Origin of the sequence: Mycobacterium sp. Marseille-P9652, from assembly GCF_902652685.1 — a bacterium.
Taxonomy (GTDB): Bacteria; Actinomycetota; Actinomycetes; order Mycobacteriales; family Mycobacteriaceae; genus Mycobacterium.
The window spans coordinates 49,739-72,549 of sequence record NZ_CACRUY010000025.1 but is presented as its reverse complement, the minus strand read 5'-3'; the positions used below and the strand labels follow the sequence as shown (position 1 = coordinate 72,549).

General features: G+C 68.9%; 23 protein-coding genes and 1 pseudogene. 8 read left to right on the top strand and 16 right to left on the bottom strand.

Annotation, left to right across the window (positions count from 1 at the left end; all coding sequences use genetic code 11):
* Positions 1 to 379: pseudogene (locus tag GPY60_RS27545) on the top strand (hypothetical protein); the annotation flags it as partial.
* A 25-nt stretch (positions 380 to 404) separates the two neighbouring features.
* Here the strand turns inward: GPY60_RS27545 and nrdF are convergent.
* Positions 405 to 1,379: a class 1b ribonucleoside-diphosphate reductase subunit beta gene (gene nrdF, locus GPY60_RS14900; RefSeq protein ID WP_197283681.1), complete on the bottom strand. Its 975-nt coding sequence runs from the start codon at positions 1,377 to 1,379 to the stop codon at positions 405 to 407.
* 361 nt (positions 1,380 to 1,740) lie between these two features.
* Between nrdF and GPY60_RS14895 the strand changes: the two genes are divergently transcribed.
* Both GPY60_RS14895 and GPY60_RS14890 read left to right on the top strand, forming a co-directional pair.
* Positions 1,741 to 2,187, top strand: a complete 447-nt coding sequence (locus GPY60_RS14895) for an SRPBCC family protein (RefSeq protein ID WP_156688436.1) — start codon at positions 1,741 to 1,743, stop codon at positions 2,185 to 2,187.
* On the top strand, positions 2,171 to 2,719 hold the full coding sequence (locus GPY60_RS14890; protein ID WP_156688435.1) for a TetR/AcrR family transcriptional regulator: 549 nt from the start codon (positions 2,171 to 2,173) through the stop codon (positions 2,717 to 2,719). Before GPY60_RS14895 ends, GPY60_RS14890 begins: the two co-directional genes overlap by 17 nt.
* Here GPY60_RS14890 and GPY60_RS14885 read toward each other — a convergent pair.
* Positions 2,696 to 3,268, bottom strand: a complete 573-nt coding sequence (locus GPY60_RS14885) for a TetR/AcrR family transcriptional regulator (protein WP_156688434.1) — start codon at positions 3,266 to 3,268, stop codon at positions 2,696 to 2,698. The two genes, GPY60_RS14890 and GPY60_RS14885, sit on opposite strands and share 24 nt — an antisense overlap.
* Before the next feature lie 95 nt (positions 3,269 to 3,363).
* On the opposite strand from GPY60_RS14885, the gene GPY60_RS14880 reads away from it, so the two are divergent.
* On the top strand, positions 3,364 to 4,254 hold the full coding sequence (locus tag GPY60_RS14880) for an SDR family NAD(P)-dependent oxidoreductase (protein WP_156688433.1): 891 nt from the start codon (positions 3,364 to 3,366) through the stop codon (positions 4,252 to 4,254).
* Here GPY60_RS14880 and GPY60_RS14875 read toward each other — a convergent pair.
* Both GPY60_RS14875 and GPY60_RS14870 read right to left on the bottom strand, forming a co-directional pair.
* Positions 4,251 to 5,780 (bottom strand): flavin-containing monooxygenase, encoded by a 1,530-nt coding sequence (locus tag GPY60_RS14875; protein ID WP_156688432.1) that lies wholly within the window; start codon positions 5,778 to 5,780, stop codon positions 4,251 to 4,253. The two genes, GPY60_RS14880 and GPY60_RS14875, sit on opposite strands and share 4 nt — an antisense overlap.
* Before the next feature lie 89 nt (positions 5,781 to 5,869).
* Positions 5,870 to 6,535, bottom strand: a complete 666-nt coding sequence (locus GPY60_RS14870) for a TetR/AcrR family transcriptional regulator (protein WP_231639664.1) — start codon at positions 6,533 to 6,535, stop codon at positions 5,870 to 5,872.
* Between the two features lie 99 nt (positions 6,536 to 6,634).
* Between GPY60_RS14870 and GPY60_RS14865 the strand changes: the two genes are divergently transcribed.
* A complete protein-coding gene (locus tag GPY60_RS14865; RefSeq protein WP_156688431.1) occupies positions 6,635 to 8,209 on the top strand; it encodes an MFS transporter in 1,575 nt (524 codons plus the stop codon).
* A gap of 53 nt (positions 8,210 to 8,262) precedes the next feature.
* Here GPY60_RS14865 and GPY60_RS14860 read toward each other — a convergent pair whose 3' ends face one another.
* The 5 genes from GPY60_RS14860 to GPY60_RS14840 form a co-directional block, all read right to left on the bottom strand.
* The gene (locus GPY60_RS14860) at positions 8,263 to 9,003 is read right to left on the bottom strand and encodes a TetR/AcrR family transcriptional regulator (protein WP_156688430.1); all 741 of its coding nucleotides are present in this window, start codon (positions 9,001 to 9,003) and stop codon (positions 8,263 to 8,265) included.
* A gap of 138 nt (positions 9,004 to 9,141) precedes the next feature.
* Positions 9,142 to 11,307, bottom strand: a complete 2,166-nt coding sequence (gene nrdE, locus GPY60_RS14855; RefSeq protein WP_156688429.1) for a class 1b ribonucleoside-diphosphate reductase subunit alpha — start codon at positions 11,305 to 11,307, stop codon at positions 9,142 to 9,144.
* Positions 11,277 to 11,810 carry a class Ib ribonucleoside-diphosphate reductase assembly flavoprotein NrdI gene (gene nrdI, locus GPY60_RS14850; RefSeq protein WP_370462727.1) on the bottom strand — a complete coding sequence of 178 codons (534 nt, stop codon included), beginning with the start codon at positions 11,808 to 11,810 and terminating at the stop codon, positions 11,277 to 11,279. Before nrdI ends, nrdE begins: the two co-directional genes overlap by 31 nt.
* A gap of 34 nt (positions 11,811 to 11,844) precedes the next feature.
* Positions 11,845 to 12,084 (bottom strand): glutaredoxin-like protein NrdH, encoded by a 240-nt coding sequence (gene nrdH, locus GPY60_RS14845; RefSeq protein ID WP_156688428.1) that lies wholly within the window; start codon positions 12,082 to 12,084, stop codon positions 11,845 to 11,847.
* A gap of 523 nt (positions 12,085 to 12,607) precedes the next feature.
* Positions 12,608 to 13,177, bottom strand: a complete 570-nt coding sequence (locus GPY60_RS14840; RefSeq protein ID WP_156688427.1) for an NAD(P)H-dependent oxidoreductase — start codon at positions 13,175 to 13,177, stop codon at positions 12,608 to 12,610.
* 91 nt (positions 13,178 to 13,268) lie between these two features.
* On the opposite strand from GPY60_RS14840, the gene GPY60_RS14835 reads away from it, so the two are divergent.
* Positions 13,269 to 13,883, top strand: a complete 615-nt coding sequence (locus GPY60_RS14835) for a TetR/AcrR family transcriptional regulator (RefSeq protein ID WP_156688426.1) — start codon at positions 13,269 to 13,271, stop codon at positions 13,881 to 13,883.
* Complete coding sequence (locus GPY60_RS14830) at positions 13,883 to 14,914, top strand: DNA polymerase IV (protein WP_156688425.1); 1,032 nt, start codon at positions 13,883 to 13,885, stop codon at positions 14,912 to 14,914. Before GPY60_RS14835 ends, GPY60_RS14830 begins: the two co-directional genes overlap by 1 nt.
* Here the strand turns inward: GPY60_RS14830 and GPY60_RS14825 are convergent.
* Together GPY60_RS14825 and GPY60_RS14820 are read right to left on the bottom strand one after the other, a co-directional pair.
* Positions 14,849 to 15,793, bottom strand: a complete 945-nt coding sequence (locus GPY60_RS14825) for an SDR family oxidoreductase (RefSeq protein ID WP_156688424.1) — start codon at positions 15,791 to 15,793, stop codon at positions 14,849 to 14,851. The two genes, GPY60_RS14830 and GPY60_RS14825, sit on opposite strands and share 66 nt — an antisense overlap.
* A 27-nt stretch (positions 15,794 to 15,820) precedes the next feature.
* Positions 15,821 to 16,465 carry a TetR/AcrR family transcriptional regulator gene (locus tag GPY60_RS14820; protein WP_231639663.1) on the bottom strand — a complete coding sequence of 215 codons (645 nt, stop codon included), beginning with the start codon at positions 16,463 to 16,465 and terminating at the stop codon, positions 15,821 to 15,823.
* Positions 16,466 to 16,582: 117 nt separating this feature from the next.
* On the opposite strand from GPY60_RS14820, the gene GPY60_RS14815 reads away from it, so the two are divergent.
* Positions 16,583 to 18,064 carry a cytochrome P450 gene (locus GPY60_RS14815; protein WP_156688422.1) on the top strand — a complete coding sequence of 494 codons (1,482 nt, stop codon included), beginning with the start codon at positions 16,583 to 16,585 and terminating at the stop codon, positions 18,062 to 18,064.
* 9 nt (positions 18,065 to 18,073) lie between these two features.
* Here GPY60_RS14815 and GPY60_RS14810 read toward each other — a convergent pair whose 3' ends face one another.
* The 5 genes from GPY60_RS14810 to GPY60_RS14790 form a co-directional block, all read right to left on the bottom strand.
* Entirely contained in the window at positions 18,074 to 18,577 is a 504-nt protein-coding gene (locus GPY60_RS14810) for a homocitrate synthase (protein ID WP_156688421.1), read from the bottom strand.
* 230 nt (positions 18,578 to 18,807) lie between these two features.
* Positions 18,808 to 18,987, bottom strand: a complete 180-nt coding sequence (locus tag GPY60_RS14805; RefSeq protein ID WP_156688420.1) for a hypothetical protein — start codon at positions 18,985 to 18,987, stop codon at positions 18,808 to 18,810.
* 24 nt (positions 18,988 to 19,011) lie between these two features.
* Positions 19,012 to 19,983: an anti-sigma factor RsbA family regulatory protein gene (locus GPY60_RS14800; RefSeq protein ID WP_370462726.1), complete on the bottom strand. Its 972-nt coding sequence runs from the start codon at positions 19,981 to 19,983 to the stop codon at positions 19,012 to 19,014.
* A gap of 133 nt (positions 19,984 to 20,116) precedes the next feature.
* On the bottom strand, positions 20,117 to 21,544 hold the full coding sequence (locus GPY60_RS14795) for a FadR/GntR family transcriptional regulator (protein ID WP_156688419.1): 1,428 nt from the start codon (positions 21,542 to 21,544) through the stop codon (positions 20,117 to 20,119).
* Positions 21,545 to 21,586: 42 nt separating this feature from the next.
* Positions 21,587 to 22,687 (bottom strand): thiolase family protein, encoded by a 1,101-nt coding sequence (locus tag GPY60_RS14790; protein WP_231639668.1) that lies wholly within the window; start codon positions 22,685 to 22,687, stop codon positions 21,587 to 21,589.
* Between the last annotated feature and the right edge of the window lie 124 nt (positions 22,688 to 22,811).

The window sequence follows — 22,811 nt, the reverse complement described above, 5'->3', positions numbered from 1 at the left end:
ACCCAACATCGGCGGCAGCGGCGGCGCCGGCGGCACCGTGACAGGGACGACGGCGGCTGCCGTCGACGCCGCGGGCGGCGGTGGAGGCGGCGGCGGGACAGGCCAAATCAGCTTCGGCGGCACGGGCGGCGCCGGCGGCAAGGCCAACGCGATCCCGGGCGGTCCCGGGGGCCCGGGCGGCGTCGGAGGCATCTTCGGCAACTTTGGCTCACCGGGTACCGCGGGGACTGCCGCCGGTGCCGGCAGCACCGCCGGCGCCGGCGGCGCCAACGACTTCACACAACTCGGCGGCGGCGGTGGCGGTGGCGGCGGCAGCGCGGCGGTTCTGAGCCCAGGCGACGGTACCGCCACCGGCGGGAACGGTGGCGCCGCCCACTAGCGACGGCCCAGCCTCGCTACGCCTTCTAGAAGTCCCAGTCCTCGTCCTCGGTGACGACGGCCTTGCCGATCACGTACGACGAGCCCGACCCGGAGAAGAAGTCGTGGTTCTCGTCGGCGTTGGGGCTCAGCGCCGAGAGGATCGCCGGGTTGACGTCGGTCTCGTCGCGCGGGAACAGCGCCTCGTAGCCGAGGTTCATCAGCGCCTTGTTCGCGTTGTAGCGCAGGAACTTCTTGACGTCCTCGGTGAGCCCGACCGCGTCGTAGAGATCCTGGGTGTACTCCACCTCGTTGTCGTAGAGCTCGAAGAGCAGCTCGTAGGTGTAGTCCTTCAATTCGGCGCGCTTGGCGTCGTCGACCATTGCCAGGCCGCGCTGGAACTTGTAGCCGATGTAGTAGCCGTGCACGGCCTCGTCGCGGATGATCAGCCGGATCATGTCGGCGGTGTTGGTCAGCTTCGCGCGGCTGGACCAATACATCGGCAGGTAGAAGCCCGAGTAGAAGAGGAAGCTTTCCAGCAGCGTGGACGCCACCTTGCGCTTGAGCGGCTCGTCGCCGCGGTAGTACTGCAGGACGATCTCGGCCTTGCGCTGCAGGTTGGGGTTCTCCTCCGACCAGCGGAAGGCGTCGTCGATCTCGGCGGTCGAGCACAGCGTGGAGAAGATGTTGCTGTAGCTGCGCGCGTGTACCGACTCCATGAAGGCGATGTTGGTGAGGACGGCCTCCTCGTGCGGCGTCAGCGCGTCGGGGATCAGGCTGACCGCCCCGACCGTGCCCTGAATGGTGTCGAGCAGCGTCAGCCCGGTGAAGACCCGCATCGTCAGCTGCTTCTCGCCCGCCGTCAGCGTGCCCCAGGAAGGGAGGTCGTTGGAGACCGGCACCTTCTCGGGCAGCCAGAAGTTACCGGTCAGCCGCTCCCAGACCTCGGCGTCCTTCTCGTCGAGGAGCCGGTTCCAGTTGATCGCGGAAACGCGGTCGATGAGCTTCATGTTTTCGGTCACCAGAACCCCACTTCACCGGAAGGTTTATCTGCGGTACGCAGGCCACAAACACTACCCCTGGGGTACGACAAGCCGGCGCAACACAAGAGCTTGTGTTTGCGTGTCGCCGCGCCTAACACGCGTCGGCCTCCTCGTCGCCGTCGTGGAGGAGTTTTTCGGGGTGCCAGTAGGCGTTGGTGGGGGCTGATGGTGTCCAAGGCGGCCGCCAACGCCTCCACACCCGCACCGCTCGAAGTCATGCCCCCAAACTAGAAACCACCACCGACAAAACCGGCCGCCATGTGACTACAGAAACCCCAGTGACACAAGTTTTTCGCCGCGCCTCTTCGCGCAGCCCACGAGAAGATGTACCATCTGGTACATGATTACCGAAGACAGCGTCGAGATCGACGCACCGCCGCAATTGGTATGGGAGGTCTTCAGCGACGTCGAGCGCTGGCCGGAATGGACCGCCTCGGTCACGTCCCTCAAAGGCCTCGACGGCGCAACCCTCGCCGTGGGCAAGCGATTCGCGATCAAGCAGCCCGGCATGCCCAAGCTGGCGTGGAAGGTCACCAACATCGAGGCCGACTCATCGTGGACGTGGGAGGTGCGCTCCCCCGGCGCGACCACCACCGCCCGCCACGATGTCATCGCCCAACCCGGCGGCCGCACCCTCGTGCGTCAGAAGCTCGACCAGGGCGGCGCGCTCGGAGGTCTGGTCGGACGGCTCATGGCCAAGAAGACCAAGCGGTTCCTCGCGCTCGAGGCGCAAGGCCTCAAGGCACGGTCGGAGCAGCTGAGCCGCGCCGGTGGCGCGCACTCCTGACCTCGAACGGCGCCGGGAGCTGCTCGACGCCGTGGTGGACGAGTTCGCAATGGGCGGTGTCGGCGATCGCTCGTTGCGCGACGTGGCCGCCGCCGTCGGCACCAGCCACCGAATGCTGTTGCATCACTTCGGTTCCCGTGACGACCTGCTCGTCGCGATCGTCGAGGAGGTCGAGAGCCGCCAGAAGCGCCTGCTCCCCGAGCTGCCACACGATCCGGCTGCGAGCTTCACCGCGATGTGGGCCGACGTCCGCCGGCCCGAGCTCCGCAACTCCGAACGCCTCTTCTTCGAGTGCTATGCGCGCGCCGCCCAGGGTGAAAAGCCCTATGCGCGAATGGTTCCCGACGCCGTCGACGGCTGGCTCGCCGAGATGGACGCGGCGGCGGGCGGCCCGGTCGACCCCGCCATGGCAAGACTCGGGCTGGCCGTGATCCGCGGCCTGCTCCTGGACCTGGTGGCCACCGACGACGATGCCGGGGTCGACGCGGCCGCAAAGCTTTTCGCGGAGCTACTTCGCTCGCGGCAACAGTGAGATCAGCGTGTCGACGAGCTCCTCGGCGCTGGTGTGCCACTTGTCCAGGTCCATGTGGCCGCTGAGGTCCAGGCCCGTGATGCCGTGGGCGCTGGTCAGCAGCACCGCCCCATACCGTCTCGCCTGAGCGGGCCCGACGATGCGACCCACGATGGCGAGAAACAGGTTCTGCGCCCGTTCGGCCGCGCGGGCGGCCTCCGTCGGGTCACCCGCGGGCGGGGTGAACATCAGGCGGTACAGGTGGGGCCGGGCGCGGCCGATGGCGATCAGCGACAGCAGCCCGGAACGCAGCGACTCCTCGGGCGGGTCGTCACTGGCGACCAACGCCTCGAGCGCATCACCCAACTCGCACAACGCATCAGTGGCCAAGACGGCGAGCAGCGCCTCCTTGTCGGCGAAGTGGCGATACGCCGCCGAGCGCGACACACCGCTGCGGGCGCCCACCTCGCGCAGCGTCACCGCCTCGACTCCCCCGAGGTCGAGCAACACCCCGGCCGCCTCGAGCAGCGAACGGCGGGTGGCCGCGGCCCGCTCCGCTCGTGTCGTCACCCGCCGAGCATAAGCCGGTGTTTGAGTTGACAACGTCAACTCGGACGCATTAGTTTGAGCTGACATTGTCAACTGAATCGCCCAGGGAGGCCGCAATGGGGACGAACACCGACCGCCGAGAGCTGATCGTGGTGAGCGGCGCCTCGACGGGGATGGGCGCGGCGACGGCAAAGGAGCTGGCCCGCAGGGGCTTTCACGTGCTTGCCGGCGTGCGCAGGGAGGCCGATGCCGACGCGATACGCGCCGACGGAATTGAGCCGCACATCCTCGACATCACCGTCGATTCCCACGTCGCCGCGATCGCCGACCGGGTCACCCAGGATCCGCAGCACCGTCCCCTGCGGGCGCTGATCAACAACGCCGGCATCGCGGTCAACGCGCCCGTCGAGGCGCTGCCGCTGGCCGAGTGGCGGCGACAATTCGAGGTCAATCTCTTCGGTCACATCGCGATGACGCAGGCGCTGTTCCCGGCCCTACTGGCCAGCGCCGGCACCGTGGTGAACATCAGCTCGATCGGCGGCAAGGTCGTCCTGCCGATGTACGGCGCGTACGGCGGTTCCAAGTTCGCGCTCGAGGCGGTCAGCGACGCGCTGCGCCGCGAAACCCACGGCACCGGAATCAAAGTCGTCGTCATCGAGCCCGGAGCGGTCAAGACCGCGATGCCCGAGCGTGGCATCGCCACCGCCGAGGAACTGCAGGCCAACGTGACCGACGACCAACGCGCGCGTTACGCCGACCTTGCGGCGGCCGTCACCGCGCAAGCGCGTTCGTTCGCCGAGAACGGCGTCTCGGCCGAACACGCCGCGCGGATCATCGCCGACGCCGCCACGGCTCCTCGTCCCCGGACCCGCTACACCATCGGTCGCGACGCCGCGATCCTCGCGCGGATCAGCCGCGTCGTCTCCGACCGGGTTCTGGACCGCATCGTCGGACTCGAGGTCCGGCGGCATGTCTCGCGCCGGCAACCGCGCACCGCGGGCGTCTAGGCAGAGCGCTTGCGGGTGCCGAAGAACCGGTACTCCTCCGGCTTGACCTTGCGCGTGGCCATCCAGTACTGCCAGGTGTAGCCGCCCCAGAGCACGGTGTTGCGCCCGTGCTCGTCGAGATACCAGCTGCTGCAGCCGCCGCTGTTCCAGACGGAGTGCGAAAGGTGTTCCTGCAGTTCGTTGTTGAACCTGTCCTGCGCCTCACGGGTCGGAGCCAGCGCCTGCGCGCCCATCCGGTCGCACTTGGCGATGGCGTCGGCGACGTAGTGGATCTGCGACTCGATCATGAACACCACCGAGTTGTGCCCCAACCCGGTGTTGGGTCCCAGCAGGAAGAAGAGGTTGGGCACGTCGGCGACGGTGATGCCGCGGTGCGCGCCGATGCCCTCGCGGTTCCACCGGTCCACCAGGTCCTCGCCGTGCAGTCCCTTGATCTGGACGTAGGTGTAGGAGTCGGTGACGTGGAAGCCGGTGCCGTAGACGATCACGTCGACGTGGTGCTCGGTGCCGTCGGCGGTGACGATGCCCTCGGGCGTGATCCGGACGATGCGGTCGGTGATCAGCTTGGTCTTCGGGTTCGCGATCGCCGGATAGTAGGTGGAGGAGTTCAGGATTCGCTTGCACCCCAGGCGGTAGTGCGGGGTCAGCTTGCGGCGCAACTCGCGGTCCTTGATCGAGCGGCGGATGTTGTACCTGGCGTAGGCCTCGATGAACCTCAGCATGTTCGGCCGCTTGGTCATGCCGAACGCCAAAGCCTCTTGCGCCCAATAGATCCCGAGGCGCGCCGCGGCCCGCAGGCCGGGCACGTTCTCCATGGCCCGGCGCACCGCCACCGGGATCTCGGGATTCGAGCGCGGAACCACCCACGCCGGAGTGCGTTGGTAGAGCTGGAGTTCGGCGACCTGACCGACGATCTCGGGCACGATTTGGATCGCGCTGGCGCCGGTGCCGATCACCGCCACCCGCTTGCCCGTCAGGTCGACGGTGTGGTCCCACTCCGCCGAATGGAAGGCGGGGCCGCGGAATTCGTCGCGCCCCTCGATCTCTGGGACGGACGGGATGTGCAGCGCCCCGGCGCCCGAGATCAGGAACTGGCCGACGTACTCGCGCCCGTCGGTGGTGAACACGTGCCAGCGGTTCTCGTCCTCGTCCCAGTGGCCGCGGTCCACGAGCGAGTTGAACTCGATGTGACGCCGCAGGCCGTACTTCTCGGTGACGCCCTTGAGGTAGTCCCAGATCTCGGGCTGGTAGGAGAACGGGTTCTTCCAGTCCGGCTTGGGCTCGAACGAGAAGGAGTAGAGGTGCGACGGGATGTCGCACGCGCACCCCGGGTAGCTGTTGTCGCGCCACGTGCCGCCGACGTCCTCGGCCTTCTCCAGGATGACGAAGTCCACACCCTGCTGCTGCAGCTTGATGGCCATTCCCAGCCCGGAGAACCCGGTGCCGATGATGATGGCGCGCGTGTGCACCGGTTGCTGCGGCTGGGTCGCCGGCCCCGAATCGGTAGAGGCCTCGGCAATGGTCATGCTGCGATCCTTCCTGGGAACGCCGGTACCGGATACTTGTAGAACTTCAGTCTGTCCGCCCGGCCGCGGCGCTGTCAACGCGGCCCCGGTCACCGCCCCTCGGTGAGCAGGGCGATCGATCGGCGCAGCTGCTGTTCGGGCGGCGCCGGCGGCAGGGGCGTCTCCGGATGCCTGCGGAACGCGTCGACCATCAGCGCCGCGAAACGCCGCCACGCGTCCGGGGCGGACGCCCCGGTGGCGCGCAGGACCCCGGCGTTGGCCAGCAACATCACCACGACGTCGGCGACCACGACGTCCGGCCGCAGCCTGCCCTGCGCCTGCGCGCGGCCGATCAGCTCCTTGACCTTCTCGACGGCCTCGCCGGTGCGCTGTTCCACGACGCTGCTGGCGGGAAACGCCGTCGTCAACAGGTCGCGCAGGCCGGCGTCCCCGGCCTGGATCTCACAGAGCTCGAAGATCAATCCCTGGAAGCCGGTCCAGGCGTCCGGGTCGGCCAGGGCGCGATCGACGGCCCGGGTGTAGCGGGAGATGTTGCGCTCGAATGCCGCGGCGGCCAGGTCCGCGCGGGTGGGGAAGCGCCGATAGAGCGTCGCCACGCCGACCCCCGCTCGCGTGGCGATCTCCTCCAACGGCACGGACAGCCCCCGCTCGGCGAACAGCTCGGCGGCGGCGGCCAGGATCCGGTCGCGATTGAGTTGTGCGTCCGCGCGGAGTGGCCTGGGTCCCTTCGCGCGCGACGTTGCGCGTGAAATCACAGGTCGAGCATACCGAATCAACTGGAGGTCGCCCTCCGCTTCTGCGTATCGTCGATCGGTGTAAGTGGTAACCACCCTCCACATAAGAACGGAGCAAACATGTCGGTCGCCGTGACCGCCCCCCGGGCGGGACAACGACACCGCCTCGCGCCCACCCACCCCGGGCTGCGGGGCAATCCCTGGTGGACGCTGGTCGCCGCGTCCGTCGGCGTCATCATGGTCGGCCTGGACGCGTCGGTGGTGGCCATCGCCAACCCCCGCATCGCGGTCGACCTCCACGCCTCGCTGGCGGACCTGCAGTGGATCACCGACGCCTACATGCTGGCGCTGGCGTCGTTGCTGATCTTCGGCGGAAAGCTCGCCGACCGGTTCGGCCGGCGCCTGGCGTTCTTCGTCGGCGTGGTCGGCTTCGCCGCCACCTCGGTCGGCATCGGCCTGGTCGGGACCGTGGGCGGCGTCATCGCCCTGCGGGCGCTGCAGGGCGTCTTCGGGGCGCTGTTGATGCCGAGCACGCTGGCCCTGGTCCGCGCCGCGTTCCCCCGCGAGAAGCTCAACACCGCGATCGGCATCTGGGGCGGCGCGTCGGGCGTGTCGATCGCGGCAGGTCCGATCGTCGGCGGGCTGCTCGTCGAGCACGTCAACTGGCAGTCGGTCTTCTACATCAACGCGCCGATCGCGGCGGTGGCGCTGCTGGTCGGCGGCCTGGCCGTGGCCGAGAGCCGCAGCGCGGCCGGCCGCAGTCTCGACATCCCCGGAACCGCCACCCTCTCCGGCGGCCTGTTCCTGATCGTCTTCGGGCTGATCAAGGCGCAGAACTGGGGCTGGCTGGCGGGCCGCACGCTCGGGCTGCTGCTGGCCGGCCTGGTGGCGGTCGCGGTGTTCGTGGTGATCGAGTTGCGCACCGCAGAACCGCTGCTGCCGATGCGGCTGTTCGCCAACCGGCCGCTGTCCATCGGCACGGCGGTGGTGGTGATCGACTTCTTCGCGCTGTTCGGCGCCGTGTTCTTCCTGTCGCTGTACCTGCAGAACGTGCTGGGCTTCAGCCCGGTCGAGACGGGGGTGCGCACGCTGCCGCTGAGCCTGGCGCTGATGGTCACCGCGCCGCTCAGCGGGTTCCTGACCGAGAGGTTCGGGCCCCGGCCGTCGATGGTCCTCGGGCTGGCCGCCGTCGCGGTCGCGCTCATGACGTTCGCGTTCCTGCGCACCGACTCCGGCTACGGGGCCCTCTGGCCCGGGTTCCTCCTGCTGGGCGCCGGCATCGGGCTGGTGCTGACCGCCAGTTCGGACGCCATCATGGGCAACGCCGGCGACGACGACGCCGGGGTGGCCGGCGGGCTGCAGAGCACCGCCATCCAGCTGGGTGGGGTGCTCGGCACGACGATCCTCGGGTCGGTGCTGTCCAGTCGCGTCGGCGCCGTGCTGGTCGACCGGCTCACCGGCGCCGGCCTCCCGGCCCCGGTTGCCGGCAAGCTGAGCGGCGCGAAAGAGCTTGTGGCGCAGGGCTTCAGCCCGACCGTCCCGGGCATGCCGGCGCCGGTGGCGCACGCGGTGGCCCACGGCAGCCACGAGGCGTTCATGGTCGGGCTGCACGCCTCGATGGTCGTCGCCGCCGCCGCGGCCGCCGTCGGGGCGGTGCTGGCGATGTTCGTCGGACGCGACCGGGAAGCCGCCTAGCCGACCGGGACAGCCCGCCATCCGTTGACGGTGGCGGGCTGTCCCTCGTCGCGTCAGCCCGCCGCGGAGCTGCGAGGCACCACGCTGTGGATCGGCTCGTCGGGATCCATCGCGATGCCGAGCACCTCGGCGGTGCCGACGATGACGCCCATCATGATCGTCGTCAGGTGCGCCACGAACTGGTCGCGCGGCATGTGGCGCGGGCTGTCCGGGTCGGGGCCCAGCCACCACTCGGTGGCCGACGCGGCCGATCCGAAGGCCGCGTGCGCGGCGAGCTCGAAGGCCGCGTGGTCGAGTTCCATCTCGCGCAGCTCGTTGTCGAACATGTCCGCCATGGCCAGCGTGATGCCCCGGCCCTCGTTGAGGATCTGGGGACTCGCCGCCGAGCGGCCCTGGATGAACACGCGCAGCACGTTGGGGTGCGCGTCGACGAGGTTGACGTACTCCTCGACCGCGCGCCGGACGACCTCGCGCGCGGTGTCGGTCTTCAGGTCGATCGACGCGAAGATCACCCCCCACAACATGTCCCGCAGCCGTTCGCCGATCGCCTGGAACAGGTCGGACTTGTCCTGGAAGTGCCGGTAGATCTTGGGCTTGGCGGTGCCCGCCTCCTCGGCGATCTCCCGCACGCTCAGCTCGGGCCCCAGCCGATCGATGGCGCGAAACGCCGCGTCGACGATCTCGCCGCGCACCTTCTTGCGGTGCTCGCGCCAGCGCTCGCTGCGCGCGTCGACCTTCACCTCGGGCTTGGCGCCCGAGGGGTGGGGCATCGCAGGTCGGGGGATTCTCACCACATCAAGCACCATACCGCGACGCGCGGGCTGACCTGGGCAGACTGGCCAGCGCGAAGCCGTCGCGCCCCTCGCCGAGAGTGAACTGGTGGCGAGAATTCGGCCCGAAAGCCGCCACGGCTGCACGCTCGGCGCGAGGCCTCACAGCATGCAGGACACGCAGCCCTCGACCTCGGTCCCTTCCAGCGCGAGCTGGCGCAGCCGGATGTAGTAGAGCGTCTTGATTCCCTTGCGCCAGGCGTAGATCTGCGCCTTGTTGACGTCGCGGGTGGTCGCGGTGTCCTTGAAGAACAGCGTCAGCGAGAGCCCCTGGTCCACGTGCTGGGTGGCCGCGGCGTAGGTGTCGATGATCTTCTCGTAGCCGATCTCGTACGCGTCCTGGTAGTACTCCAGGTTCTCGTTGGTCATGTAGGGCGCCGGGTAGTAGACCCGGCCGATCTTGCCCTCCTTGCGGATCTCCACCTTGGACGCCACCGGGTGGATCGACGACGTCGAGTGGTTGATGTAGGAGATCGATCCGGTCGGCGGCACGGCCTGCAGGTTCTGGTTGTAGATGCCGTGCGCCTGCACCGACTCCTTGAGCCGGCCCCAGTCCTCCTGCGTCGGAATGCGAATCCCCGCGTCGGCGAACAATTGCCGCACCTTGTCGGTCTTGGGCTCCCACACCTGCTCGGTGTACTTGTCGAAGAACTCCCCCGACGCGTACTTGGAGCGCTCGAATCCCGTGAAGTGCGTGCCCCTTTCGATCGCGATGCGGTTCGACGCCCGCAGCGCGTGGTAGAGCACCGTGTAGAAGTAGATGTTGGTGAAGTCGATGCCTTCCTCGGAGCCGTAGAAGATGTGCTCGCGGGCCAGGTACCCGTGCAGGTTCATCTGGCCGAGGCCGATCGCGTGGGATTCGTTGTTGCCCTGCTCGATCGAGGGCACCGAGGTGATGTGCGTCTGGTCGCTGACGGCGGTCAGCGCGCGAATGGCCACCTCGATGGTCTGGGCGAAGTCGGGCGAGTCCATCGTCTTGGCGATGTTCAGCGAGCCCAGGTTGCACGAAATGTCCTTGCCCACTTTGGCATACGACAGGTCCTCGTTGAACAACGACGGCGTCGAGACCTGCAGGATCTCCGAGCACAGGTTCGAGTGGGTGATCTTGCCGTCGATGGGGTTGGCCCGGTTCACCGTGTCCTCGTACATGATGTACGGGTAGCCGGACTCGAACTGCAGCTCGGCCAGCGTCTGGAAGAACTCGCGGGCCTTGATCTTGGTCTTGCGGATGCGCGCGTCGTCGACCATCTCGTAGTACTTCTCGGTCACCGAGATGTCGGCGAACGGCAGACCGTAGACCCGCTCGACGTCGTACGGCGAGAACAGGTACATGTCCTCGTTCTTCTTCGCCAGCTCGAAGGTGATGTCGGGGATCACCACCCCCAGCGACAGCGTCTTGATCCGGATCTTCTCGTCGGCGTTCTCCCGCTTGGTGTCCAGGAAGCGGTAGATGTCGGGATGGTGGGCGTGCAGGTACACCGCTCCGGCGCCCTGCCGGGCGCCCAGCTGGTTGGCGTAGGAGAACGAGTCCTCGAGCAGCTTCATGATCGGGATGACGCCCGACGACTGGTTCTCGATGTTCTTGATCGGCGCGCCGTGCTCGCGAATGTTGCTCAGCAGCAGGGCAACTCCCCCACCGCGCTTGGACAGCTGCAGCGCGGAGTTGATAGAGCGCCCGATCGACTCCATGTTGTCCTCGATGCGCAGGAGGAAGCACGAAACCGGCTCGCCGCGCTGCTTCTTGCCCGAGTTCAGAAACGTCGGGGTGGCGGGCTGGAAGCGGCCGTCGATGATCTCGTCGACCAGCTTCTCGGCCAGCCCCGTGTCGCCGGCGGCCAGCGTGAGCGCGACCATGCAGACCCGGTCCTCGAACCGCTCCAGGTACCGCTTTCCGTCGAAGGTCTTCAGCGTGTACGAGGTGTAGTACTTGAACGCGCCGAGGAAAGTCGGGAAGCGGAACTTCTTGGCGTAGGCGCGGTCCAGCAGCGACTTGACGAAGTTGCGCGAATACTGGTCGAGAACCTCACGCTCGTAATAGTTTTCGCGGATCAGGTAGTCGAGCTTCTCGTCGGCATTGTGGAAGAAGACGGTGTTCTGGTTGACGTGCTGCAGGAAGTACTCGCGCGCGGCGAGCACGTCCTTGTCGAACTGAATCTTGCCGTCGGCGTCGTACAGATTCAGCATGGCGTTCAGGGCGTGGTAGTCCGTCTCGCCCGGGAGGGCGTGGGCGCCGGACGTTACAGGCTCTGCAGCGACGGTTGGTGACACGTCTGTTCCTTCCAGAAATCTTCCAGCCCCGCGCGGACGGCCTCCACGTCGTCCGGGGTACCCATCAATTCGAAGCGGTAGAGGTACGGCACCCCGCACTTGCGGGAAACGACATTGCCCGCGTAGGCGAACTCGGCGCCGAAGTTGTTGTTGCCCGCGGCGATGACACCGCGGATCAACGACCGGTTGTGTTCGTTGTTCAAAAAGGCGATGACCTGCTTGGGGACGTAGCCGCCCGCGTTGAGGTCGGGCGTGGCCCGGCCGCCCCCGTACGTGGGCAGGATCAGCACGTACGGGTCGTCGACCTCGATGCGCCCGTGCAGCGGTATCCGCGTGGCGGGAAGACCGAGCTTCTGCACGAAGCGGTGGGTGTTCTCGGACACGCTGGAGAAATAAACCAGTGGCGATCGCGAGCGCGGTGAAGCCGGGCGATGGGGGTACCTCCCGCTTGCGGGGGACGGGTCGCCACTGATCCAAGTGAGGTTGTGCGCACCACTGTCCATGGCAACCGCAACCTCCTTACTTCTCCCCTGCCGCTCAGGCGCTGAGCGCCGACGCGGCGAGCGCCTTGATGCGGTCCGGCCGGAAGCCCGACCAGTGGTCGTTGCCGGCCACCACCACGGGGGCCTGCAGGTAGCCCAGCGCCATCACGTAGTCGCGCGCCTCGGAGTCCAGCGTGATGTCGACCTTGTCGTAGGCAATGCCCTGCTTGTCCAGCGCCTTGTAGGTGGCGTTGCACTGCACGCATGCCGGCTTGGTGTACACGGTGATGCTCATGGGAGCCGCTCCTTTGCGGAAGGTGGGGACTTGCGGACTGGCAACTACTCGGTTCTGCGTCTTTGCGAGGTCTCAACGATGTTCAGCGGTCCGTCAACCCCCCAGATTCCCGTCCTGCGGCCGCCGGCGCCGAAAGCTCGTCTTCGACGCCGCCGAGCCGATTCCGGGGGAATCACCGAGCCGGTCTGGCTTGGCAATCCTGGGATCTGCCGGCGCTCGAAACACTACACCTAGTGGCTGACAAGAGGTAGAGATACAAGATGTTCTGAATAACAATTCTGAAATTCCCTGGTCGTAAGCCCTCTGCACGACACCCGCCCGGCGTGTCGCACATCACACGCCGGCGCCGCGGCGCCGAATGAGCACTGGTATACCAGCGCCCACCGACAACTCCGGCATTCCTGGCCCGCCCCGCCCGGGCCGCCCGAGCCAGCAAAGCCGCCGGTGCTAAGCCGACGGCTCGCTGGTTACCTCGTCCAGGCCGCCTGATCGGCGGCGGGCGACTCTCTGGCTACTTCGGGGCTCAGCCCACCTCGGCGGCGAGCTTCCCGACGGCGTCGCGCACGTTCTGCACGAGTTCGGCGTGCTCGGCCGGTTCGCGGCCCTCCAGCTGCTTGAACTGCACCGACAGCTTGATCGACTCGACCACCCGGGCGCCGGCGATGCCGAACGACTTGCGCGTCTCGTCGTGCGCCCACACCCCGCCGTACCGGCCGAACGACCCCCCGATGACGGCCAGCGGCTTGTCCTTGAGCGCTCCGTTGCCGAACGGGCGCGACAGCCAGTCGATCGCGTTCTTGACGACCGCAGGGATCGAGCCGTTGTACTCGGGGGTGACCACCAGCGCGGCGTGCGCCTCGGCCGCCGCGGCGCGCAAAGCGGCCACCGGCGCAGGCTCGGCGACATCGACGCCCATCGCGGGGTCGATGTCCTCGTTGTAGAACGGCAGGTCACCCAGCCCCTCGAACACGACGACCCGGACGCCCTCGGGCGCGACGGCGGCGGCCACTTCGGCCACCTTGCGGTTGATCGATCCGGCCCGCAGGCTGCCTACGAGCGCCAGGATGGTGATGTCGGAGTTGGTCTGCGGCACTTTTTCGTTCCCCTCGGTCGGTGGACTCTATCCTCGCACGACCCAACCGGACCGTGGTCCGATTTTATTCCGCCCGCGATAAAGTACGGGAATGGGCGACGTCGACCGGCCGCGCGAGCTGTCCGTGTGCGCCCCGCGGGCGTTGCAGCGCGAGCGGGGCGACGCGGCGCGCAACCGCGCGCTCCTGCTCGACGCGGCCCGCAACCTGGTCGCCGAACGCGGCGCGGACGCCGTGACCATGGACGACGTCGCGGCCGCCGCCGGCGTGGGAAAGGGCACGGTGTTCCGCCGGTTCGGAAGCCGGGCCGGCCTGATGATGGTGCTGCTCGACGAGGACGAACGGGCCAACCAGCAGGCTTTCCTGTTCGGGCCTCCCCCGCTGGGGCCCGACGCGCCCCCATTGGACCGGCTGGTCGCCTTCGGCCGCGAGCGCATCCGCTTCGTGCACACCCACCACGCGCTGCTGTCCGAGGCCAACGCCCGGCCGCAGCACCGCTACACCGCCCCCGCGATGGTGCAGCGCACCCACGTGCGGGTGCTGCTGCGCCAGGCGCACACCGGCGGCGACCTCGACGCGCAGACCGAGGCGTTGCTGGCGCTGCTCGACGTGGACTACGTCGAGCACCAGCTCCGCGAGGGCGGCCACACCCTGCGGACGCTGGGCGACGCCTGGGAGAGCGTCGCCCGCAAGTTGTGCGGAACGTGATGGACGCGCCCTGGGTGCTGCACGTCGACCTCGACCAGTTTCTCGCCTCGGTCGAACTGCGCCGCCACCCCGAGCTCGCCGGCCTGCCCGTCATCGTCGGCGGCAGCGGCGACCCAACCGGACCGCGCAAGGTGGTCACCTGCGCGTCCTACGAGGCCCGCGAATTCGGGGTGCACGCCGGCATGCCGCTGCGCGCCGCGGCGCGCCGCTGCCCGGGGGCGACGTTCCTGCCCGCGGACCCCGCCGCCTACGACGCGGCCTCCGACGAGGTCATGGCCCTGCTGCGCGACCTGGGACACCCGGTGGAGGTGTGGGGCTGGGACGAGGCCTATGTCGCGGTGACGGAAGACCCCACCGAGGCCGCCGAACGGATCCGCACCGCCATCGCGGCGGGGACGGGGCTGTCCTGTTCGGTCGGCATCAGCGACAACAAGCAGCGCGCCAAGGTGGCCACCGGCTTCGCCAAGCCGGCCGGCGTGTTCGTGCTCACCGACGCCAACTGGATGACCCTGATGGCCGACCGTCCGGTCGACGCGCTGTGGGGCGTCGGTCCCAAGACGGCGAAAAAGCTTGCGGCGCTTGACATCACCACGGTGCGGGAACTCGCCGACGCCGACGCGGAACTGCTGACGTCGGCCTTCGGCCCGCGCACCGGCCTGTGGCTCCTGCTGCTCGCCAAGGGCGGCGGCGACACCGGCGTCAGCGCCGAGCCGTGGGTGCCGCGCTCGCGCAGCCACGTCGTCACCTTTCCGAAGGACCTCACCGACCGCGCCGAAATGGACGCCGCCGTAAGGCAATTGGCGGAGAAGGCCCTCGACGAGGTCGTCGCGGCGGGCCGCGTCGTCACCCGCGTTGCGGTGACCGTGCGCACCGCGACGTTCTACACGCGCACCAAGATCCGCAAGCTCGACGCGCCCGGCACCGACCGCGAGGTCATCACCGCCGCCGCCCTGCGGGTGCTCGACCTATTCGAGCTCGACCGCCCGGTCCGGCTGCTCGGCGTGCGCCTCGAGCTGGCCATGCCCGGCTGAGACCACCGGGGCGGGCCGCAACGCGCGCGTGAAGATCACGTTCACCTGGCGCATGGCCACGCTGTAGGGCCACCACGCGACCCGCTTGAACGCGTAGAGCGCCCGGATGTCGACCGACGTGTAGATCAGGTACCGGTTCCGGGCCACCCCGGCCAGGATCTTCTCGGCCGCCCGCTCGGGCGAGACGGCGTGGCCGGTGAAGCGGTTCACCCAGCGGGCCACCCGCGGGTCCTCGCGGTCGACGCCGGCGATCTCGACGGTGTTGACCAGCGGCGTATTCACGGCGCCCGGCACCACCAGCGACACGCCGATGCGGTGCCGTGCCAGGTCGAAGCGCAACACCTCGGACAGGCCGCGCAGCCCGAACTTGCTGGCGCTGTAGGCGGCGTGCCAGGGCAGCGCGACGAGCCCGGCGGCCGACGAGACGTTGACCAGATGCCCGCCCCGGCCCGCCGCCACCATCGGCGGGACGAACGTCTCGATGACGTGGATCGGACCCATCAGGTTGATCGCGATCATCTTGCTCCACTGCTCGTGGGTCAGCCGGTCCACGGTGCCCCACGCCGACACCCCGGCGATGTTGAGCACGACGTCCATGCTCGGGTGCCCGGCGTGGATGTCGGCGGCGAAGGCCGCCACCTGGTCGTAGTCGGCGATGTCGAGCGCGCGGTGCTCGGGCACGGAGGCGCCGAGCGCGCGGGCGTCGGCCACCGTGGCCTCCAGGCCGTCCGCGTTGCGGTCGGTCAGGTAGAGCTCGGCCCCCTCGGCGGCTAGCCGCAACGCCGTCGCGCGGCCGATGCCGCTCGCCGCGCCGGTGACCAGGCACCGCTTCCCCGCGAAATACCGTCCGGAATCCGCCCCGGAAAACCTCCGTGCCATGGCCGCGACGATACCGACGGTAACGGCTCAGCCGTGACCGCCACCCCAGAGCGCGTGGAGCCAGAGCTGCTCCAGGACGCGCACTCGGCGCTCCACGTCGCCGTCGCCCCCTTGCCGGCCGACGAGCAGGGGGTCGCCGGTCAGCATCAGCGAGGTGGTGCCCGCGAGCGTGCGGACCAAAGTCGGGATGTCGTCGCTGATCGGCTGGGCGGTGCCGCCCGCGATCTCGGCCTCGACGACGGCGACGATCTGCCGCAGCACGGCCTCGAACTGCTGCTCGAGGATGTTGCGGATCTCCTCGTCGGTGTGGCGGGCGGCGTTGCACGCCGCCACCACCGGGTCGTTGTGCGAATAGACGGCCGCCGCACTGCGCACCATCCGCTTGGCGAACTGCTCGGGCGACTCCCCCGGCTGGCGGGGGGCGAAGTACTGGGTCAGCTCCTCGAGTTCTTCGGCCGCCTCGGCCAGGATCTGCGCGAGCACGGCGTACTTGGAGTCGAAGTAGAAGTAGAAGCCGGACCGGGCCACGCCCGCGCGCAGGCTGATGGTGCTGACCGACAACTCGGCGAACGGCTTCTCCTGCAGCAGTTCCCGCACCGCCTGCAGGATCGCCTGGCGCTGCTTGTCGCCGCGCCGGAGGGCCGGCTCCTGCTTGGCGGCTTGGCTGCTCACCCAACCGAGGGTGCACCACGACGCGCGAAAAGCAAACTTGACAGCCGTCAAGTTTGTCCCGAAGGATGAGGAACAGTGACCGTTGTCACCCATGTCCGGGTTCGCAAAGGAGCGTGAATGACCGCGACCATCAGCACCCCGCAGTACCTGATCGACCAGGCGCGCCGCCGGCTCACGCCGTCGTTCAACAACTTCCCCGGCATGGGGCTCGTCGAACGCAAGCTGCTGAACACGAACTTCCCGGAGCACAAGCTGGCCGATCCGCCCCCCGGCAGCGGGCTGAAACCCGTCCTGGGTGACGCCGGGCTGCCCGTCCTCGGACACATCATCGAGATGTTGCGCGGCGGCCCGGACTACCTGATGTTCCTGTATGAGACCAAGGGTCCGGTCGTCTTCGGCGACTCACCGGTGCTGCCGGGCGTGGCGGCGCTGGGTCCCGACGCCGCCCAGGTCATCTACTCCAACCGCAACAAGGACTATTCGCAGCAGGGCTGGGTGCCGGTGATCGGCCCGTTCTTCAAGCGCGGGCTGATGCTGATGGATTTCGAAGAGCACATGTTCCACCGGCGGATCATGCAGGAGGCGTTCGTCCGGTCCCGGCTCGTGTCCTATGTCGAGCAGATGGACAAGGTCGTCTCGCAGGTGGTCGTCGACGACTGGGTGGTCAACGACGCGCGTTTCCTGCTGTATCCCGCGATGAAGGAATTGACGCTGAACATCGCCTCGATGGTGTTCATGGGCCACGAGCCGGGCACCGACCACGACCTGGTCACCAAGGTGAACAAGGCGTTCGCCGTCACCACCCGCGCGGGCAACGCCATCATCCGCACCCCGGTCCCGCCGTTCACCTGGTGGCGGGGCATCAAGGCGCGCGAGCTGCTCGAGAACTACTTCCGCGAGCGCGTGAAGGAGCAGCGCGCCAAGAACGGCAACGACCTGTTGTCCGTGCTGTGCCACACCGAGGACGAGGACGGCAACAGCTTCTCCGACGAGGACATCGTCAACCACATGATCTTCTTGATGATGGCCGCGCACGACACCTCGACATCGACGGCGACGACGATGGTCTACCAGCTGGCCGCGCACCCCGAGTGGCAGGAGCGGTGCCGCGACGAGTCCGACCGGCTCGGCGACGGCCCGCTCGACATCGAGTCGCTCGAGAAGCTGGAGTCGCTGGACCTGGTGATGAACGAGTCGATCCGGCTGGTGACGCCCGTGCAGTGGGCGATGCGCCAGACGGTCCGCGACACCGACCTGCTGGGTTACTACATCCCCAAGGGCACCAACGTCATCGCCTACCCGGGAATGAACCACCGCCTGCCCGAATTGTGGACCGACCCAATGACTTTCGACCCGGAGCGGTTCACCGAGCCACGCAACGAGCACAAGCGGCACCGCTACGGCTGGACTCCGTTCGGCGGCGGCGCGCACAAGTGCATCGGGATGGTGTTCGGCCAGTTGGAGATCAAGACGATCCTGCACCGCCTGCTGCGCAGGTACCGACTCGAACTGCCGCACCCCGGCTACCGCGCCGAGTGGGACTACGGCGGCATGCCGGTTCCGAAGGACGGCATGCCGATCGTGCTGCGCCCGCTGTAAGCCGGCGCGTCAGGCGCGCGACGCCAGGCGGTTGGCGCAGGCGATCACGGCGCGCAGGGCCGACTGCGTCGGATCCTGCGCAAAGCCGACCGCCCACTGGTCTCCGGCGCCGTCTGTTCCGCGGACGAAAGTCGCTGTGCCCTCGGGGGATCGGAGCTGATGGAAGCCGACCGTCTCGAAGGCGAAACCCCGCTCGTGCAGCATGGCCGTGAGCGCGGCCATCGGGCCGCCGGCGGCCGCGGTCGAGGTGGTGATGCGGTCGCCGACCGCGATCACGGCCCGAAACTCCCGGGCCTGCGGCCCCAGTCGCGTCGCGGGCCTCTCGGCGTCGGCGCATGCCCAGTGACCGAGGCGAAGCGGGCCGGGCGCGGGTCCGTATGCGGCGACGAAGTCGGCCCACGACATTCCGTCGGCCATATCGCGCACGCCGCGCGGCAACGGCGCACCGAATCGGGCGCGGAACCAGGTTTCGGCATCCGGCGGTGAAGGGCTGAGCGGCTTTGCAAGAGGCATGAATTCGGTCTTCTCTGATCAGCAGGAGCGACCGACGGCAGTAGCATCCGACCCGCAGCGGGGGGTCGGTCTCGGATCAGACCCCGCTGCGGGTGCTGGCTACTACGGCACGCTGAAGAAGACGCACGAGCGCCGAGGTTAGACCGATCGCCCGGTGGACGCAAACTCATTACGGGCCGACGGCCACCGCACCGATGCTGCGAAAGCCATGGTGCGCCGCGGCGCCGGGGCTACGATCTGAGGTCACCAGCCCACCGAAAGGCACCGGCAATGAACGCGAAAAGCAAGTATTGGACCCGGTTGGTCGCGGCGGTGGCCGCGGCGCTCTTCGCCGTGTTCGCGGCGGCGGCGACGGGTTGCTCATCGAGGATCGATTCGCCCGCCAACCCGCTCATGACGAGGCCCAGCACTCCGGGCTTCTAAGCGGCGTCCGCCTACCCGTTGGGCCGCGACGAGGGCTCGACTCGCAGGTATGCCTGGATGGTGGTACCCGTCGCCGCCGTGTGGGTCCGCACGAGGTCGGACAGGGCGTGCACCAGGAACAACCCGCGGCTCGCGGGGCCGCTGGGGCCCGGGTCGAGCCGGCCGACCAGCGGGTCCTCCAAGCACCCGGTGTCCCGGGCCTCACACACGAGGTGGTCGTCGTCTCGCCAGAACGCCAGCCGGCACGCGCCATCGGTGTACATCAGGCTGTTGGTGGCCAACTCCGTGGCGACCAGCTGAAGGTCCTCGATGCCCTCCTGGGACATCCCCACCCAGCCGGCGTACTTGACGGCGAAGGAGCGCGCCGGGGACAGGTCCGCGGACGTGCGGACCTGGTAGGTCACGGCACCGGGATTCGCGGGCAGCGGCTGGTTGCACCGTTCCAGCACGTCGCCGGGCGCGTACTCGTCGCTGCGCTGCAGCTCGCCGCAGCTCCACAGCAGGGGGTGGGTCGCCCGGGCGTCCGCCAGCACGTCGTCGTCGAGCCGGCCGGCGTCGTACAGGCACAACCCCGTCGCCCGGTAGCCCTCGAGCGCCCCGTTGACCAGCGCCTCGTGCTCGACGCACGCGACGATCTCGTCATCGGTGCGGCCCGGCCAGGCGAGCTGGCTGACGATGCGCACCCGGCGATCGCGGTGTTCGTCGGCGAACGAGCCCTCCATCGCCATGAAGCGGCCCGGATTGCGTGCGACGTCGGTGATGTCGGCCATGCGCAACTCGGGCGGTAACCCGGAGCCCCCGCTGCGCAGGGCGTCGTGCAGCAGCTCCAGCTCGTCGCCGGGCACCGCGACCATGACCGCCTCGTCCATCGCCAGGCCGTCGACCACAAACCGTTCGACGAACTCGACGTACTCCCGCTGCGACCGATAGAAGAGGGCGGAGTGCACGAACCCGGGCTCCCTGACATCGGTGCCCGCGGTCATATGCGACCTCTCGCTCATCATCATCGATGCCAACCCCCCCATGCCGGACCGGCCGCCTACGTACCACTCCCAATACCCTCCCGGCGCCTCCGCTATACCCGTGAGACGCGACACACCGTGCCGCTTACCGCGGCTAGACCCACCAGGAGGCGGCGGCGTCCAAGTGACGCCGGACGCGGTGCCGCGCCAGGCTGTCGTCGCCGGCCGCGATCGCCTCCAGGATCCGCGAGTGCGCGTGTTCGACGGCCACGGCCTCGTCCGGGGTCGGCATCGCCTGGCCCGTGCTGGACCAGTGCCGGCGGAACAGTTCGACGATGATCCGCAGGAACAGGTCCAGCGGCGCGTTGCCGGCCAATTGCGCCAGGCCGACATGGAAGCGGAACTCGTCGATGGCAGGCACGTCGGCCGCGGGTCCGCCCCGGTTGTCCGCGAGGAAGGTGGCGACCTCCGGTTCGGCCCGCCGCTTGACCACCTTGACGACGTTGTCGATCTCGATCGCGTCGCGGACGCAGCGCAGGTCCTCGCGACTCGGCTTGCGGTACTGCAGGTACAGGGCGATCGTGTCGATGCTGGCCTGGGCCCGGGGTGTGGTCACCACCAGCCCCCCGCCGGGGCCGCGGCGCATCTGCGCGATGGCGTGGTGCTCGAGGAGGCGCACCGCTTCGCGGAACACCGCGCGGCTGACCCGATACCGCCCCATCAGCGCCGCCTCGCTGCCGAACACCGAACCGACCCGCCAACCGTCGGCGGCGATGTCGTCACCGATGTTTTCCGCGAGCATCTCGGCGAGCTTGCCGCCCGGTGCCTCCGGGGCTTGCGGATCGAGTCGCCGCGGCCCGGGCCCCGCCGCGCGGTGGTGCTCCTGCAGCCAGGCGGTCACGGCTTCGACGTGCCGCTCGCTGACGGTCCTGGCCCGTGCGGCGTCGCCCGCGGTGACGGCGGCGACGATCGCGGTGTGGGCGCCGTGCATCTGGTCGACGGCCTCGATGGCCTCGGTTTCCGAGCCCGCCCGCGACCGCAACGCAAACCGGGTGGTGAGCCGCATGAGGATGTCGACGAACAGTTGCAGGACGGGGTTTTTCGACCGTTCGGCCAGCACGGTGTGGAAGTCGTCGCGCGGCGCGGGCAGGCCCGGACGCCAGTGCTCCTGCGCGTGCAGCACGCCGCGCAGCTTGTCGATGCCCGCCTCGTCGATGCGCTCGGCGGCCAGCGACGCCGCCAGGGGTTCGAGGACCAGCCGCGCGTTGAGCAGGTCCACCAGCGTGGTGCCCAGGTATTCCAGGTAAATCACCATGGCGCGGGTGGCGGGGCCGGCGTCGGGCTCGCAGACGAGCAGGCCGCCGCCCGGGCCGCGGCGCATCCGGGCCACCTGGTGGTGCTCCACGAGGCGGACGGCTTCGCGCAGCACCGATCGGCTCACGCCGTAGCGCTGCTGCAGGGCGTGTTCGGAACCCAGCGATTCGCCGACGGGCCACCCGCGGCGGACGATCTCCGCCTCGATGTCGCGGGCGATCTTCGACGCCAGCTTGCCCGGCGTGCCGGCTTCCGGTGCCGTGCTCATGGGCAACACGGGCATTTCAATGGCGCTCCCCGCCAAGCATTTTCAGCATGTCAGCAAGATGCAGCCCGCGACCGGACCGCCGCCCACGGAGACGACGCCGACCTCCGGGCGCCGCGAAACCTGGCGCTCCCCCGCGTCGCCGCGCAACTGCAGGCACCCCTCGTGCAGCGCCCAGTACCCGTGCATCCGCCCGGCCGAGAGCTGACCGCCGTAGGTGTTCAGCGGCAGTTGGCCGTCGCGGGCGATCCGCGCGCCGCCCTCGACGAACGGCCCGGACTCGCCGTCGCCGCAGATGCCCAGGGCTTCCAGCCACGCGATCGTCAAGTACGTGAAGCCGTCGTACAGTTCGGCGACACCGAGGTCGGCGGGTTTCAGCTCGGTCCGCGACCACATCTGCGCCGCGGCGTCCGACATCGCCATCTTCGGATAGTCGTCGCGGTGGAACCAGCCGCCCGCGCCGTCGGACCCGCCGATCGCCTCCACCCGCACCGCCCGGTGCGGGCAGTCGCGGGCGTAGTCCGCGTGCGAGACCACCACCGCGATCGAGCCGTCGATCGGCACGTCGCAATCCAGCAGCCCGAACGGCGTCGACACCGGGCGCGCGCCCAGGTAGTCCGCCATCGTCATGGGATCCCGGTACACCGCAAGGGGATTGAGCGCGGCGTTGCGTCTGCCGTTGAGCGCCACCCAGCCCAGCTGCTGCTTGGTGGTCCCGTACAGCTCCATGTGGCGGCGGCAGTTCAGCGCCAGCCAGTTCGCGGCCGAATAGGCATGTGCAGCAACGAGATCGTTGATGTCGTCCATCGCGCCGACGGCCGGCTTCGGCTCACCCTCGGGCGTGTCGAACATCCGCGCAAGCGGCGGGGCGGGCGCGTTCTCGTCCTGCTGCAGGACGGTGCCGCCCAGCATCTGGATCGTCCGGTACACCACCACGTGGCGGGCGCGCCGTTCGGACACCGCACGGCACGCCGACATGACCGGGCTCAGCAGGCCTCCGGTGCCGAACCCCGACCCGCAGTCCGCCGCGTCGATGCCCAGTTCGGCGGTTACGTCCTGGGCCGGGGTGTCGCCCAGCGTCGCGATGCCGTCGACGTCGCCTGCGCGCAGGCCGGCGTCCTCGATGGCGCCCCGCACCGCCTCCATCGTCAGCTCCAGGCCCGCGATGCCGGTGCGACGGCCGATGCGCGAAATCCCGGCGCCCGACAGGATCGCGTCCTTCTCGAAGTGAGTCTCGAATTGCGTCACAGCCACCACCCGCCATCGCAGC